11 protein-coding genes and 2 pseudogenes are annotated in these 14,214 nt (G+C 63.1%); 9 read left to right on the forward strand and 4 right to left on the reverse strand.

Features of this window, described 5'->3' with window-relative positions; translation table 11 throughout:
• Window positions 1-358: 358 nt before the first annotated feature.
• Together M3149_RS01680 and M3149_RS01685 are read right to left on the reverse strand one after the other, a co-directional pair.
• Window positions 359-619, reverse strand: coding sequence for a heavy-metal-associated domain-containing protein (locus tag M3149_RS01680; RefSeq protein ID WP_043387409.1), 261 nt, complete (start codon window positions 617-619; stop codon window positions 359-361).
• A 228-nt stretch (window positions 620-847) separates the two neighbouring features.
• A complete protein-coding gene (locus tag M3149_RS01685) occupies window positions 848-1,195 on the reverse strand; it encodes a DUF4148 domain-containing protein (protein ID WP_038215041.1) in 348 nt (115 codons plus the stop codon).
• A gap of 125 nt (window positions 1,196-1,320) precedes the next feature.
• Between M3149_RS01685 and M3149_RS01690 the strand changes: the two are divergent.
• The 9 genes and pseudogenes from M3149_RS01690 to M3149_RS01730 all read left to right on the forward strand — a co-directional run.
• Window positions 1,321-1,530, forward strand: a pseudogene (locus M3149_RS01690) (plastocyanin/azurin family copper-binding protein); the annotation flags it as partial.
• A 111-nt stretch (window positions 1,531-1,641) separates the two neighbouring features.
• Window positions 1,642-1,983, forward strand: a complete 342-nt coding sequence (locus M3149_RS01695) for a copper-binding protein (RefSeq protein ID WP_251707609.1) — start codon at window positions 1,642-1,644, stop codon at window positions 1,981-1,983.
• Window positions 1,984-2,074: 91 nt separating this feature from the next.
• Complete coding sequence (locus M3149_RS01700) at window positions 2,075-2,344, forward strand: DUF2933 domain-containing protein (RefSeq protein ID WP_251707610.1); 270 nt, start codon at window positions 2,075-2,077, stop codon at window positions 2,342-2,344.
• A gap of 269 nt (window positions 2,345-2,613) precedes the next feature.
• Complete coding sequence (locus M3149_RS01705; RefSeq protein ID WP_251707611.1) at window positions 2,614-3,117, forward strand: c-type cytochrome; 504 nt, start codon at window positions 2,614-2,616, stop codon at window positions 3,115-3,117.
• A gap of 121 nt (window positions 3,118-3,238) precedes the next feature.
• On the forward strand, window positions 3,239-5,647 hold the full coding sequence (locus M3149_RS01710) for a copper-transporting P-type ATPase (protein WP_251707612.1): 2,409 nt from the start codon (window positions 3,239-3,241) through the stop codon (window positions 5,645-5,647).
• Between the two features lie 165 nt (window positions 5,648-5,812).
• A complete protein-coding gene (locus tag M3149_RS01715; RefSeq protein WP_251707613.1) occupies window positions 5,813-6,208 on the forward strand; it encodes a hypothetical protein in 396 nt (131 codons plus the stop codon).
• 147 nt (window positions 6,209-6,355) lie between these two features.
• Window positions 6,356-7,591 (forward strand): TolC family protein, encoded by a 1,236-nt coding sequence (locus tag M3149_RS01720; RefSeq protein ID WP_285886369.1) that lies wholly within the window; start codon window positions 6,356-6,358, stop codon window positions 7,589-7,591.
• A gap of 15 nt (window positions 7,592-7,606) precedes the next feature.
• The gene (locus M3149_RS01725) at window positions 7,607-9,124 is read left to right on the forward strand and encodes an efflux RND transporter periplasmic adaptor subunit (RefSeq protein ID WP_043387428.1); all 1,518 of its coding nucleotides are present in this window, start codon (window positions 7,607-7,609) and stop codon (window positions 9,122-9,124) included.
• Window positions 9,121-12,240, forward strand: coding sequence for an efflux RND transporter permease subunit (locus tag M3149_RS01730; RefSeq protein ID WP_251707615.1), 3,120 nt, complete (start codon window positions 9,121-9,123; stop codon window positions 12,238-12,240). The genes M3149_RS01725 and M3149_RS01730 overlap by 4 nt, the downstream gene beginning before the upstream one ends.
• A gap of 158 nt (window positions 12,241-12,398) precedes the next feature.
• On the opposite strand, the pseudogene M3149_RS01735 reads toward M3149_RS01730, so the two are convergent.
• Both M3149_RS01735 and M3149_RS01740 read right to left on the reverse strand, forming a co-directional pair.
• A pseudogene (locus M3149_RS01735) lies at window positions 12,399-13,004 on the reverse strand (branched-chain amino acid ABC transporter permease); the annotation flags it as partial.
• Between the two features lie 8 nt (window positions 13,005-13,012).
• Window positions 13,013-13,888, reverse strand: a complete 876-nt coding sequence (locus tag M3149_RS01740; protein WP_251707616.1) for a branched-chain amino acid ABC transporter permease — start codon at window positions 13,886-13,888, stop codon at window positions 13,013-13,015.
• Between the last annotated feature and the right edge of the window lie 326 nt (window positions 13,889-14,214).

A 14,214-nucleotide genomic window follows, 5' to 3' on the forward strand; every position in this document is an offset into this window, starting at 1 on the left:
GCGCCTGCGGCGCTGGTCTTTCAAGATGACTTCAACAGTGTCCGTATGCCTAGTCGTACTCACAGTCCTACTCCTATCTTTAAAGATAAGCGATAGGACGGGTCCGGGGATTTGGGGGGCTATCTCATACAGCCCGAGCTGTTCCGTGCCCGAGCGCTCAGAGACATCCACGCGGCTGCACCACCTTGGTCGACGACATCGACTGAAATGCCACGGCCATCAGTTCAAGCTCCACCCGCGCTCTTTCAAACGGGGACACGCGGGTCAACGGTGGGCCTTGCGCCGAAGGAACGGTCGGCCAGACCATAGTAGTCCGCCCAGACAGGCTCACGTGAGCGTGCAGGCTCTTGCCCCGCAATCAGTGGCAGGAGCCGCAGCAGCCCCCTCGCTTGACAGCGGATGCCGGCGCAGCAGCCGGCGCGTTCACCTGAGCGGGCGAATACCCAGCGTCGGCAATCGCCTTCTGGACGATGCCCGCGTTCGCATCGGTTGCCACGCTCACCAAATGGCGGCCCAGGTCGACCTGGACATCTGCACCTGGGTCGATGGTCTTGACCGCCTTGGTGATGGTGCTGGCGCAATGGCCGCAGGTCATATCGTTCACTTCGAATGCAAGCATTGGTTCTCTCCGTCAGTGGTTAGGTGCTGCTGACTCTAGACCTTGCCATCGTGGCAATGTCAAGTGTCAGTTTCTGGCCTCCCATCGAGGGCCCACTCCAAGCGGAGCAGACGCTGGGCTTCTCATCGAGCATCTCGTAAAGTGAAGCCGCCGCGGCGCTGCGCGGCGGCTTCATCTTGTACGAGGTTGGATGCTCTTCGGCTCTCCGCCGTTCGCCCTAACCGACAATCAGCCTCCACTGTAGAGCTGCATGCGTGCGTTCCGCTCCGCCGGCGTCTCGCTCAGCAGCTCGCGAACCACTTCTTCGCGCGTCTTGCCCGGTCCGGCACTGGGCACCGGAGGCGGGTAGCTGCCCTCGCCGAAATTGAGGAGTCCCTGCTGTACCGCAGCCTCGGCCTCGGCTCGGACCTGCGCACGGGTTTTCTCGCTCTTGAAGTGATCCGCGTGAACGACCACGCCGACTTCGTCGCTAGTCGGATGCAAGTATTCAGCCGAGGCCATTCCCGGCAACCCCAGGGCGGCAGCCGCGGCTACGGCTGCAATCATGGAAGAGATGGAGTGGCTACGTTGAGTCATGATAGGAGTCCTTGTAAAAGTCGATGAACTTGCATCTCCCGTCCGCTTGGTAGGCGATGAGGAGATGTGTTCATCGTAGAGACCGCTACCCAACAGAAGCGGGACAGCACGGTGAGATCTCTGTCACCGAGAAGGAACTGCTTGAGCATCTGGAGCAGATGCGGAAATTCCCGGACATGGAGCACGACGAGCCCGGCAAGGTCACGCTGCAGCCTGGCAAGCAAGGCGAGATCGTCTGGCAGTTCACCAAAGCTGGCGGTGTGAACTTCGCCTGCCTGATTCCAGGCCACTACGAAGCTGGCATGAAGGGCCTCGTTCAGGTCAGCAAGAAGTAGAACCACGCCGCTTCATCAAGGATGCACGGTGACTGTGTCACCTCTCCCACGTCCTGCTGATCCGCAAGGCGGATCAGCAGACATTTTTCAACTCGCGCCCGTGAGGTAGTCATGAACAGCTTCAAGCAATTTCTCTCCGTTTCCGCCGTCGCGCTCGGCATTTTCCTGCCCATGAGTGGGATGGCCCAGACCACAGCCGAATCGCACAAGGCACAGGCCTCTCAACAAGCGTCGCTGACCGACGGTGAGATCAGGAAGGTGGACCTGGACAACGGCAAGGTCACCATCAAGCATGGCGATATCAAGCACCTGGACATGCCGGGAATGACCATGGTTTTCACCGCCAAGGACAAGGGACTGCTTTCCAACCTCAAGCCCGGGGACAAGGTGAAATTCATGGTTGTCAACGAAGGCGGAAAAATGGTCGTCACGGATATACGTCCAGCGAACTGAGGCGAATATGCGGAAGGCTGCAATGCGGATGAGGATGGGTCGGCAGTCCGTGTCCGCTTGCTCATTGTTTCCCGGCAACTGAAAATTCATCATGCATCACGACCACTCCTCCCCCCATACCAGCGATCGACGCAGTGGCTTCTGGCGGTCGCGCTACGCCCTGGGAATGCTCGTCCTCGGTATCGTTGCCGGGTACTTCCTCTGGACCGAACACCGGGCCCATCTACAGCAGTGGTGGCCCTATGCGCTGTTGTTGGCCTGTCCGTTGATGCACCTATTCATGCACAAGGGGCATGGCGGACATGGCAACCAATCCCCTGGGTCCGACGAGGGCAGGCGGTCGAATTCCGACAGGGACTGACCACCACGGGCCGCGCGGGGTAGGCCTTATGGCTGCGTCTCTTTGACCGCTCCGCCTCTCTTCGGCCGTTCAGCCAATCCGAACGCGGTTGCACACGCAACTGACACGCGATGCCAGCAGGAAGGCCCACTGCATTCTCCGGGTCTGCCACAAGTGAGCGTGCCGCGATCCGCACCTCCGTTCGCATGGGATCGCTTGGCTGCACTTCGGAACCGCCGGCGAACCGCAAAGTCGCATCCTGCAACACAGGCACCTGGAGGGAGCGAACCATGAAGTTGAAGCAACTGGTCTGGATCACGACGGGACTGCTTGCCTTGATCGCCACGGCGGCAGGCGGCTACTTCCAACTTCTCAAGAGTGCTGCGCCAGTGGTTCCGCCCACGCTAAGCCTCCGGCCAGAAGATCCGCAGGTGCTGCGACTCGGCGCCGCGATCTATGCACAGCAATGCGCGGCCTGCCATGGGGTCAAGGGCGAAGGCCAGCCCGACTGGCGCGACCGCGGACCTGATGGTCTCTTGCCAGCGCCGCCCCACAACCCCAGCGGCCACACATGGCACCACCCCGATGAACAACTGTTCGCCATCACCAAATACGGCTTGGCCAAGTTGATTGAGCAGCCCGACTACCGGACGGCCATGCCGGTCTACGACAAGCTACTGAGCGATGACGAGATCGTGGCCGCGTTGTCATGGATCAAGTCCCAATGGCCTCTTGAAATCCGGCGCCGTCACGACGAGATCAATGCCCAGTACCGCAAGTCGCTGAATCGATAACCAACGAGGCAGCCAGACACCGGAATAAGCAAAACGGAATTGCTCGACAGAATATTGGCTTGACCTTCACACAATGGCAAGGCTAATAATCAAGGCAAAATTCACGAAAGCACGGACGGGTATGAACGACCACACGCATAAACATACGCACGGCAAAAGGGACGCAGCTTCTTCGGTCGATCATCCAGTAGCGACCAATGTGGCCCCCGCCATCGATGGCACACCGGGATTGGCTGGTTCCGCGGTTACCTACACCTGCCCGATGCACCCGGAAGTGCGGCAGGATCATCCGGGGCGCTGTCCTAAGTGCAAGATGAACCTGGTGCCCGAAGGACAAGTTGCGCATAGCGACCACCGCCACCACGCCCCCCACGCTCACGCTGTTCGTGAGTCGGCTCCTGGGGCGACGGCCGCCGCACCGCAGGAAGCGCCTGCCGGCACCACCTATACCTGCCCGATGCACCCGGAAGTGCGGCAGGACCATCCGGGCAATTGCCCCAAGTGCGGCATGACACTGGAGCCGATCATCCCCCTGGATGAAGAGGACAACAGTGAGTTGAAGGATTTTCAGCGGCGCTTCTGGTGGACGCTGCCGCTTACTGTGATCGTGACGGTTCTTGCGATGTGGGGCCATCGCCTTGGCTGGTTCAGCATGGCAACGCAAACCTGGGTTGAGTTGGTGCTGTCGCTCCCCGTCGTGCTCTGGACCGGCTGGCCATTCTTCGTGCGGGGCTGGCAGTCGATCATCCACCGCAGCCCGAACATGTGGACCTTGATCGGCCTGGGAACGGCCGCGGCTTTCGTCTACAGCGTTGTTGCCACGGTGACCCCGGGGGTGTTTCCCGAATCGTTCGTGGCGATGGGTCGCGTCGCCGTGTACTTCGAGGCGGCGGTAGTCATTATTTCCCTGACCATGCTGGGTCAGATCATCGAGCTGAAAGCCCGCTCCCAGACATCGGCCGCGATCAAGTCCCTGCTGGGGCTGGCGCCGAAGACCGCCCGGCGCATCAATGCGGACGGCAGTGAAGAAGATGTACCTCTCAACCACGTACACGTCGGCGACCTGCTGCGCGTGCGTCCCGGGGAAAAAATTCCGGTCGACGGCACCGTCACCGAAGGCAGCAGCGCGGTCGATGAGTCCATGCTGACCGGTGAACCCGTACCTGTGACCAAGCGGGTTGGCGACAAGCTGATCGGCGCCACCCTCAACACCAACGGTGCGCTGATCATGCAGTCCGAGAAAGTCGGGGCGGCTACCATGCTGTCGCAGATCGTCCAGATGGTCGCGTCTGCCCAGCGCTCCAAGGCCCCCATGCAACGCATGGCCGACGTGGTGGCGGGCAAGTTCGTCATGGTGGTCGTACTGGTCGCCATCGCCACCTTTTTTGTCTGGGGTCTGTTCGGGCCGGAGCCAAGCTGGGTGTTCGGGCTGATCAACGCAGTGGCTGTGCTGATCATTGCATGCCCGTGCGCGTTGGGTCTGGCCACCCCCATGTCGGTGATGGTCGCCACCGGCCGCGCCGCGACGCAGGGCGTGCTGTTTCGCGACGCTGGCGCGATCGAGAAGATGCGCGAGGTGGACACTCTGATCGTGGACAAGACCGGCACACTCACGGAAGGCAGACCCGCGTTCGACACGGCTATTGCGGCTCCAGGCTTCACGCCCGATGAAGTGCTGAGGTTGGCGGCCAGTCTGGACCAGGGCAGCGAGCACCCGCTGGCAGACGCGATCGTCAGCGCCGCACGAACCAAGGGCTTGCAACTGGCCAAGCCCACCGATTTCGAGTCGGGCAGCGGAATCGGCGTGCGCGGCACGGTGGAGGGACGGCGCCTGGCATTGGGCAACACGGCACTGATGGAGCAGGAAGGAGTCGCAGTTTCTGCACTGCGGGCCGACGGAGAACGGTTGCGCGGTGAAGGCGCCAGCATCATGCACTTGGCCGTGGACGGCGTATTCGCGGGCATCCTGGCCGTGACCGACCCCATCAAGGCCAGCACGCCCGATGCCATTCGAACCCTTCACGCGAGCGGGTTGCGCATCGTGATGGCTACCGGAGATGGGCTCACCACGGCCAAGGCCGTGGGGGCCAAACTCGGCATCGATGAAGTGCACGGCGAGGTCAAGCCCGCTGACAAGCTGGCGCTGGTGGACAAACTGCAAAAGGAAGGCCATGTGGTCGCCATGGCGGGAGACGGCATCAACGACGCTCCGGCCCTGGCCAAGTCCGATGTGGGCATCGCCATGGGCACGGGCACCGACGTCGCAATGAACAGTGGCCAGATCACCCTCGTGAAGGGTGATCTGCGCGGCATCGCCTCGTCCCGCGAAGTTTCCATCGACACGGTACGCAACATGCGGCAGAACCTGCTGTTCGCCTTTGTCTACAACGGCATCGGTGTACCCATCGCGGCTGGCGTGTTCTATCCGTTCACGGGCTGGCTGCTCTCCCCATTGATCGCGGCGCTGGCGATGAGCCTGAGTTCTGCTTCTGTGATTTTCAATGCGCTTCGGTTGCGCGGCGTGAAGTAGCCCAGGATGATTTGGAGCCGCTATCAAGTCGAACAGGTCGAAAATCAAGTCTTCAGATTGATTGACATCAATTCCCCAACACAATCACCTGGCTAACATATCCTCATGATCTGCTTTAGACGCATCGTCGCGCAATGGGGCCGCTGGATTGCAAGCGGTTTCGTCGTGACCTTGCTCTTTTCGCAGGTCGCATTGGCGATGTATGCCTGCCCCAAGCTGGACTCGGACACCCACATCGTCTCAATGCAACTAGCAGGCATGGCCATGGAGGATGCCGCCAGCATGCCCGGCATGCCGGACTGCCACGCCATGCCGGGGACCATGGACGGCGAGGCGCCGCAGTTGTGCCGCGCACATTGCAGCGGCGCTGGCAGGCCAGCGCCTTCATTGCAAGGCTTGGACGTCCAGACTCTCGCAGCCCAGGTGGTCTGGTTCGCGTACATGCTTCCAGCCGTGATCGAAGCCCACGCGGCAGCCGGGCAGCGCGTCGCCCATGTCCCGCCCGACCATCGAGCGGGCTTTCCACCGATCTACCTCACGTTTCAAGTCCTGCGGAATTGATGCACGTGTCCGTGCTCGCCGCGCACCGATGCGGCAGACCACGTGATTTCGTGAACATCAATTCCGAGGACAAACATGTTTACTCCCTTTTTTGGCGCACCCGAGGGACGCCCTTCGGCGTTCGGCCGAGGCTCTATACCGGCCTCGATGCGATTGCCTCGTCTGAAAGCTATCAGCATCGCGTTGGCGGGTAGCGCTCTTGTTGCGCCTGTAGCTTACGCACTCGATTTTGCTGAGGCACGCCTTATCGCGGAGCAGCAGAGCCCGCGCATGAACGCGCAGCAGTTGCAGGTCAACGTCGCCGAATCGGTGCAGAAGGCGGCAGGCTCGCTGCCCGATCCCAAGCTCTCGCTCGGCATCGAAAACTACCCCATCAGCGGCATGGATCGCTGGAGCATGACGCGCGAATCCATGACGATGCAGCGCCTGGCGCTCATGCAGGAAGTGCCCAACAGGGCCAAGCGCGACGCCCAGGTCGCCAGTGCGCAGGCGCGTGTGGATCGAGAGCGCGCGGCGCTGGTTTTGCAGCGATTGCAGATCCGCCAGGAACTCAGCCTGGCGTGGATCGCCGCGCAGGCGGTGGAGCAACGGGAGATACTGCTGACGGAACTGCTCGCGGAGAACCAGCGCCTGCAAGACAGTCTCCCCGCTCGCGTCGCCGGCGGCACGGCCCAGGCTGGCGACCTGTTGGTCGCGCAACAGGAGGCGCTGACACTCACGGACCGCCGTGACGATCTACAGCGGGACCGGGCCAAGGCCAGGGCCGCATTGCGGCGCTGGGTGGGCTCCAGGGCCGACGAAGCACTGCAAGGCGATCCAGGCCCGCTCACTCGCCCCGTCGCGCAACTGCGCACAGAACTGGCGAATCACGCGGAGCTTGAACTCTATCCGGCGATGCAAAGCATGGCCCGGGCCGAGTCCCGCGAAGCCCAATCAGAGACCCGCGGCGATTGGGCCTGGGAGATTGCCTATAGCCGGCGTGATCGCCGATGGGGCGACATGGTGTCATTCCAGGTGACATTCGATCTGCCATGGCAGAAGGATCGACGCCAAGTGCCCATGATCGAGGCAAAACGGCACGAGTTGGAGCGTCTGGACGCCGAACGCGAAGACGTGGCGCGGCGGCATTTGCAGGAGTTGGACGACAGCGCCGCCGAACTCCAAGCGTTGAACAGCCAGATCGACCGCCTGCAGACCGCCGGCTTGCAGCTGGTACGGAACCGAGCGGCGCTTGCGTTGAGCAACTACCGATCCGCCAAGGGGGACCTGAGCGCTGTGCTCAGTGCACGCGCCCAGGTGCTGGAGACGCGCATGCGTCTGATCGACCTCGGAGCGCAGCGCGACAGCCTCGTCGCCCGACTGAACAGCCTGATCGCGGACTGAGTGGAGACCCTCGCCATGAATACCTCTTCGAGAAACATTCTTGCCGGCTTGACGCTGGTTGCTGCCGGTATTGCCGTTGGATGGGGCGTCCCCCAATGGCGCGCCGGCCACCTCAGCGGCTCCCCCGCTGCCAACATCACCGTTGCAAGCGCTCCGACCGAGCGCAAGGTGCTGTATTGGTACGACCCGATGGTGCCGACCCAGAAGTTCGACAAGCCCGGCAAGTCGCCCTACATGGACATGCCGTTGATGCCGAAGTACGCGGATGAAGACACGCAAGACAGCACGGGCCTCAGCGTGTCGGCGCAAGCGGTGCAAGCCCTGGGGCTGCGTACAGCCGAAGTCCTGCAAGGCAAGATCGGCGCAGATGTGAACGTCGTGGGCACCGTGCTGCTCAACGACCGCGACGTCAGCATCGTGCAGGCGCGGACCGCTGGCTTCGTCGAGCGTGTCTACGCACGGGCTGCGGGCGACGTGATCGCAGCAGGGGCACCGCTGGCTGACCTATTGCTGCCGGAGTGGATCGCCGCACAGCGCGAGTTTCTCTCGGTTCGCGCGATGGGCGACGCACCGTTGACCGCAGCTGCCCGCCAACGGCTGCTGCTGCTCGGCATGCCGCAAGCCCTGATCGCCCAGGTGGAGCGCACAGGCGAGCCCAAGGGGCTGTACACGGTCACAACACCTCAAGGCGGCTTGGTGGCCGAACTGATGGTGCGCCAGGGCATGACGGTTTCCGCCGGGGAAAGCCTGGCCAGGGTGAATGGCTTGGCCACGGTGTGGATCGAAGCGGCCGTCCCCGAAGCACAAAGCGGACCATTGCAGGTCGGCCAAACGGCGCAGGTCCGGCTGGCGGCGTTTCCCGGTGAAGTGCTCCAGGCGCGCATCGTGAGCATCCTGCCCGAAGCCAACCGCGACACCCGTACGGTGCGAGTGCGGCTTGAAATGGCCAATCCCGGCCAGCGCCTGAAGGCCGGCATGTCCGGCCAGATCGCGCTCAAAGGCAACGAACAGCCCGCGCTGCTTGTTCCCAGCGAAGCGGTCATCCGCACCGGCAAGCGCGCACTGGCCTATGTGGTCGATGGACCCGGCAAGTTCCATCCCGTGGAGGTCCAGGTGGGCGCGGAGGTAGGCGATCAACTGGTGGTCAACGGCGGGCTCGCGGCGGGACAGCAGGTGGTGGCCTCGGCGCAGTTCCTGATCGATTCGGAAGCCAGCCTGCGGGGCGTGCTGCCTGCAGGTGCCGCGGCGTCCGCACCTGCATCGCCGCACAACGGGCACGGCACATCGTCGCCACCGGCCGCGGCCACCAACGCTTTCGTGGTGCGCGGCGTGATCGAGGAGATGTCGCCCACCGAGCTGACGCTGGCGCACGAGGCCGTGCCAGCCCTCCAATGGCCGGCCATGACCATGGGCTTCAAGCTGAGCAGCCCGCAGCTCGCCGAGGGTCTTTCGGTTCGGCAGCAGGTGCGATTCACCTTCTCCAAGCAAGGTGAGGGCTACGTGATCACCGCCATCGAAAAGGTGCAGCCATGATCGCCAAGCTGATTCGATGGTCGGTGGCCAATCGCTTCCTGGTGCTGCTGGCCACCGCCATGCTCACGGCATGGGGCGTGTGGGGCGTTCGCAGCACGCCCGTGGATGCGCTGCCGGACTTGTCAGACGTGCAGGTCATCATTCGCACCAACTACCCAGGACAGGCGCCGCAGATCGTCGAGAACCAGGTCACCTACCCGTTGGCCACCACCATGCTGTCGGTGCCAGGGGCCAAGACCGTGCGCGGCTTCTCGTTCTTTGGCGACTCGTTCGTCTATGTCTTGTTCGAGGACGGAACCGACCTGTACTGGGCCCGCTCACGGGTACTGGAATACCTGAACCAGGTCCAGGGCCGATTGCCCGCCACGGCGAAGCCGGCCCTGGGTCCGGACGCCACAGGCGTCGGCTGGATCTTCCAGTACGCGCTCGTGGATCGCACGGGCAAGAACGATCTGGCGCAACTGCGTGCGTTACAGGACTGGTTCCTGAAGTTCGAACTCAAGAGCCTGCCCAACGTGGCCGAGGTGGCATCGGTGGGGGGCATGGTCAAGCAGTACCAGGTCGTGCTCGACCCGATCAAGTTGGCGTCCTATGGCCTCAGTCAGGCTCAAGTCCGCGATGCCCTGATGGGGGCCAACCAGGAGACCGGCGGCTCCGTCCTGGAATTGTCAGGCGCGGAGTACATGGTCCGCGCGAGCGGCTACCTCAAGACCCTGGACGAGTTCCGGGAGATCCCCTTGACGGCACGCGGCGGTGTGCCGGTGCGGCTGGGGGATGTGGCGACGCTCCAGATAGGCCCGGAGATGCGGCGTGGCATTGCCGAACTCGACGGAGAAGGCGAGGTCGCCGGCGGCGTGGTGGTGCTGCGCTCCGGCAAGAATGCCCAGGAGACGATCGCTGCCGTCAAGGCCAAGCTCGCGGAGCTGCAGGGCAGCCTGCCGCCGGGCGTCGAGATCGTCACCACCTACGACCGCAGCGCGCTGATCGAGCGGGCCATTCGCAATCTCACGACCAAGCTGGGCGAAGAGTTTCTGGTGGTGGCGCTGGTCTGCGCATTGTTCCTTTGGCATCTTCGCTCTGCGTTGGTGGCCATCATTTCCCTCCCGCTGGGCGTGATGACGGCATTCCTTGTCATGCGCTACCAGGGCATCAACGCCAACATCATGTCGCTGGGGGGGATTGCCATCGCCGTGGGGGCGATGGTGGATGCAGCGGTGGTGATGATCGAGAACGCCCACAAGAAGCTGGAGGCTTGGCAGCACGCGCACCCAGATCAACGGCTGCAGGGCAAGGAACGGTGGGACGTGATCACACAGGCCGCGGAGGAAGTCGGTCCTGCGCTCTTCTTCTCGCTGCTCATCATCACGCTCTCGTTCATCCCGGTCTTCACCCTAGAAGCGCAGGAAGGCCGGCTGTTCGGCCCGCTGGCGTTCACCAAGACCTACGCGATGGCCGCGGCCGCAGGGCTGTCAGTGACGCTGATTCCCGTACTCATGGGCTACTGGATTCGCGGGCGTATCCCGGATGAGCAGAAGAACCCCATCACCCGCATCCTGATCGCGGCCTACCGGCCAGCACTGGAGTGGGTACTGCGCCGGCCCAAGGCGACGCTGCTGATCGCCGTGCTGGCCTTGGCGACCACCGCCTGGCCCTTGGCGCGGCTCGGCGGTGAGTTTCTGCCGAGGTTGGACGAAGGGGACCTGCTCTACATGCCCTCGGCCCTGCCGGGACTCTCGGCGCAGCGCGCCACGGAGTTGCTGCAGCTGAGCAACCGCATGATCAAGACCGTGCCTGAAGTGGACAAGGTGTTCGGCAAGGCAGGACGGGCTGAAACGGCAACCGATCCGGCGCCACTGGAGATGTTCGAGACCACGGTGAAGCTCAAGCCCAGGGAGCAATGGCGTCCAGGCATGACGCCCGAAAAGCTCGTGGAAGAGCTGGACCGTGCCGTGAAGATCCCGGGCCTGTCCAACATCTGGATTCCCCCCATCCGCAATCGCATCGACATGCTGGCCACTGGCATCAAGAGCCCGATCGGGGTGAAGGTGACCGGCAACGACCTGGGCGTCATCGATCGCATCGCTGCAGAGGTCGAGCAGGTCGCCAAGGGCATTCCCGGCGTGACGTCATCCCTCGCGGAGCGCTTGACGGGCGGGCGCTACGTGGATGTTCAGATCGACCGCGTAGCCGCCGGTCGCTACGGCCTGAACATCGCCGATGTCCAGGCGGTCATCGCCGGCGCGGTTGGTGGCGAAAACGTCTCGGAAACGGTCGAGGGGCTTGCCCGCTTTCCGATCAATCTGCGCTACGCGCGAGAATGGCGTGATTCACCACAACGGCTGGCAGAACTACCCATCTTCACGCCGATGGGTCAGCAGATCACGTTGGGGACCGTGGCACGCATCGCGATCACCGATGGACCGCCCATGCTCAAGAGCGAGAACGCACGGCCCTCCGGTTGGGTCTATGTCGATGTGCGCGGCCGTGATCTAGCCTCGGTGGCCAACGAACTGCGCGATGCCATCGGGCAGCAGGTCAAGCTGGAGCCGGGTGTGAGCATCACCTACTCCGGGCAGTTCGAATACATGGAGCGGGCCAATGCACGCCTGAAGGTTGTGGTGCCTGCCACCCTGTTGATCATCTTCGTTCTGTTGTACCTGACCTTCGCGCGTGTGGACGAAGCGGGCTTGATCATGGCGACCTTGCCCTTCGCGCTCACGGGGGGCATCTGGTTCCTGTACCTGCTGAATTACAACCTGTCCATCGCCACCGGCGTGGGATTCATTGCGCTGGCAGGTGTGGCGGCGGAGTTCGGCGTAGTGATGCTCATCTATCTGAAGCAGGCCTTGGCGGAACGTTGCCCGGATGGCCGCAACCCAACGCGAGAAGAACTGCTCGATGCGATCCGGGAAGGCGCCGTGCTGCGCGTGCGGCCAAAAGCGATGACCGTCGCGGTCATCCTGGCGGGCTTGGTCCCCATTGTCTGGGGCAGCGGTACGGGCTCGGAGGTCATGAGCCGCATCGCAGCCCCGATGCTTGGTGGGATGGTGACCGCACCGTTGCTGTCGCTGTTCGTGATTCCGGCTGCCTATCTGCTGATGCGTAAGCCGCGCTAACTTGGCCGTCCAGCAGGGCCTCACGACGAGGCCCTGCTGGACGCGAGGGATCAAGCCGCCCGCGCAGAAGCTGGGAGCATTTCTCTCTGGCAAGGACTTCCTATTGCATTGATCCTTACAAAAAAATAATCATCTGCTCATCACTCTGTCAGGGGTGACCGGATGGCCACAAAAGCGCGTCCTGACGGTGACCGCAACAGATTGAGCGCCACCAGCGTGCTCCCGACCACGCAGACCAGGCACAGAACATAGAAGCGCTCGGTGCTGTCCAGCGGCATGCCAAACAGCGACGCCGATGGCACCGACAGGCCGGCGTTGCCGCCGGTCACGCTCTCCCATCGCGCCAGCACCTCCTCGACGATGAAGCCGAAGGACAGCGTGGCGATGGCCAGGTACATGCCTTTCACGCGCAGTGCCGGCAAACCCACCACCACGCCCACCGCGGCAGACAGGGCCGTGGAGCAGGCGAGGCTGAGTGGCAAGGGCCAGCCGCGCGCTGCGAGGTAGGTTTCGCAATAGGCGCCCACCCCCATGAAGGCCGCATGCCCAATGGAGAACTGACCGGTATACCCGGCGAGCAGCATCAGGCCCACCGCCACGATGGCGTAGATGAACACGAAGCTCAGTTGCGCGAGCCAGTACTCGGGCAACAGCCAGGGCGCCAGCACCAGAAAGACGGCCAGCATCGAATACCAGAAACGTTGCCCCCCGTGCTTGGCGAGCGCGATGTCCTGGTCGTAGTGGGTCTTGAAAATGAATCGCATCGGGGCTCTCAGACTTTCTTGCGCGCGCGGTCGCCAAACAGGCCCGTCGGCTTGACGGCCAACATCAGCAACACGACCACATAGGGCACCACGTCCTTGAAGCCTTCAGGCAGATAGAAGCCCGACAGCGCCTCCACGACACCGATGATCAGCCCCCCCACGATGGCTCCCGGCAAGCTACCGAACCCGCCGACGATGGCCGCAGGAAACGCCTTGAGGCCGATGAAACCCATGTTGGCGTGCACGAAGGTGACGGGTGCCAGCAGAAGACCCGCCGCCGCCGCCACCGCCGCCGCCAGCGCCCACACCAGGCCGTTGAGGCGCTGCACCGGAATGCCCATGTAATAGGCCGCAAGCTGGTTCTGCGACGAAGCCTGCATGGCGATCCCTACGCGCGTGAAGCGAAACAGCAGCCACAGCGCCGCACACAGCAGCGCCGTGGCCGCGATCACCACCAGTTGCTCCATGCCGAGCGTGACCACCCCCGTGTTCACGGTCTGGCCCTTGTAGGGAACGGCCAGGGCGTGGGTGTCGGTGCCGATGCCCGGCACCATGGTCACCAGGCCGCGCATCACGTAGCCTAGGCCAAAGGTCAGCATCACGATGGAGAACTGTGGCTGGCCCAGCACCGGGCGGATGATGGCGCGCTCCAGCAGGAAGCCCAGCAGCGCCATGGCGCCGATCGCGGCCAATGCCGCGAGCCAGAACGGCCAGCCGAAGAGACCCATGCCAGCCAGACCCGCGAACGCACCCAGCATCATCAGGTCGCCCTGAGCAAAGTTGACGGTCTCGGTCGCCTTGTAGATGAGCACGAAACCCAGCGCAATGAGGCCGTACACACAGCCCTGTGCGATGCCCGCGACGATGATCTGAAATATCAACAAGCGCTTGTCTCCGCGTAGTTCGTTCTGCGCACCCTGGCCATAAGGCTGGCGCGGTCCGAACCATAAGCAGACCCGCGGGACGGAATATCGTCGGATGCGACGATCAGACTCGCAAGGGGTTAGGGCTTACCCGTGGACGACTAAGGTCGTTATCGCTTTTGTCGATGCGCGTGGCCTGCGTGAGGGCTTCGTCAACCACTTGCATCTCCGCCGCTGGCCGACCCTCAACGTGCCAGATAGACTTAACAAGTGGTCCAATCAGGTGGTCCAAAACGCGCACTTTCCCGCGCATCCGCCCCGAAAACTCCCTGGGGGACAAGGACTTG

Source organism: Hydrogenophaga intermedia, from assembly GCF_023715105.1.
GTDB classification, from domain to species: domain Bacteria; phylum Pseudomonadota; class Gammaproteobacteria; order Burkholderiales; family Burkholderiaceae_C; genus Hydrogenophaga; species Hydrogenophaga intermedia_A.

What these genes read in the sequence shown, in the direction of transcription:
- M3149_RS01725 (WP_043387428.1), top strand. Translation starts at nt 7,607, where the DNA reads ATGAATACCTCTTCGAGAAACATTCTTGCCGGCTTGACGCTGGTTGCT.
- M3149_RS01710 (WP_251707612.1), top strand. Translation starts at nt 3,239, where the DNA reads ATGAACGACCACACGCATAAACATACGCACGGCAAAAGGGACGCAGCT.
- M3149_RS01705 (WP_251707611.1), top strand. Translation starts at nt 2,614, where the DNA reads ATGAAGTTGAAGCAACTGGTCTGGATCACGACGGGACTGCTTGCCTTG.
- M3149_RS01720 (WP_285886369.1), top strand. Translation starts at nt 6,356, where the DNA reads ATGCGATTGCCTCGTCTGAAAGCTATCAGCATCGCGTTGGCGGGTAGC.
- M3149_RS01730 (WP_251707615.1), top strand. Translation starts at nt 9,121, where the DNA reads ATGATCGCCAAGCTGATTCGATGGTCGGTGGCCAATCGCTTCCTGGTG.
- M3149_RS01680 (WP_043387409.1), bottom strand. Translation starts at nt 619, where the DNA reads ATGCTTGCATTCGAAGTGAACGATATGACCTGCGGCCATTGCGCCAGC.
- M3149_RS01700 (WP_251707610.1), top strand. Translation starts at nt 2,075, where the DNA reads ATGCATCACGACCACTCCTCCCCCCATACCAGCGATCGACGCAGTGGC.
- M3149_RS01685 (WP_038215041.1), bottom strand. Translation starts at nt 1,195, where the DNA reads ATGACTCAACGTAGCCACTCCATCTCTTCCATGATTGCAGCCGTAGCC.
- M3149_RS01695 (WP_251707609.1), top strand. Translation starts at nt 1,642, where the DNA reads ATGAACAGCTTCAAGCAATTTCTCTCCGTTTCCGCCGTCGCGCTCGGC.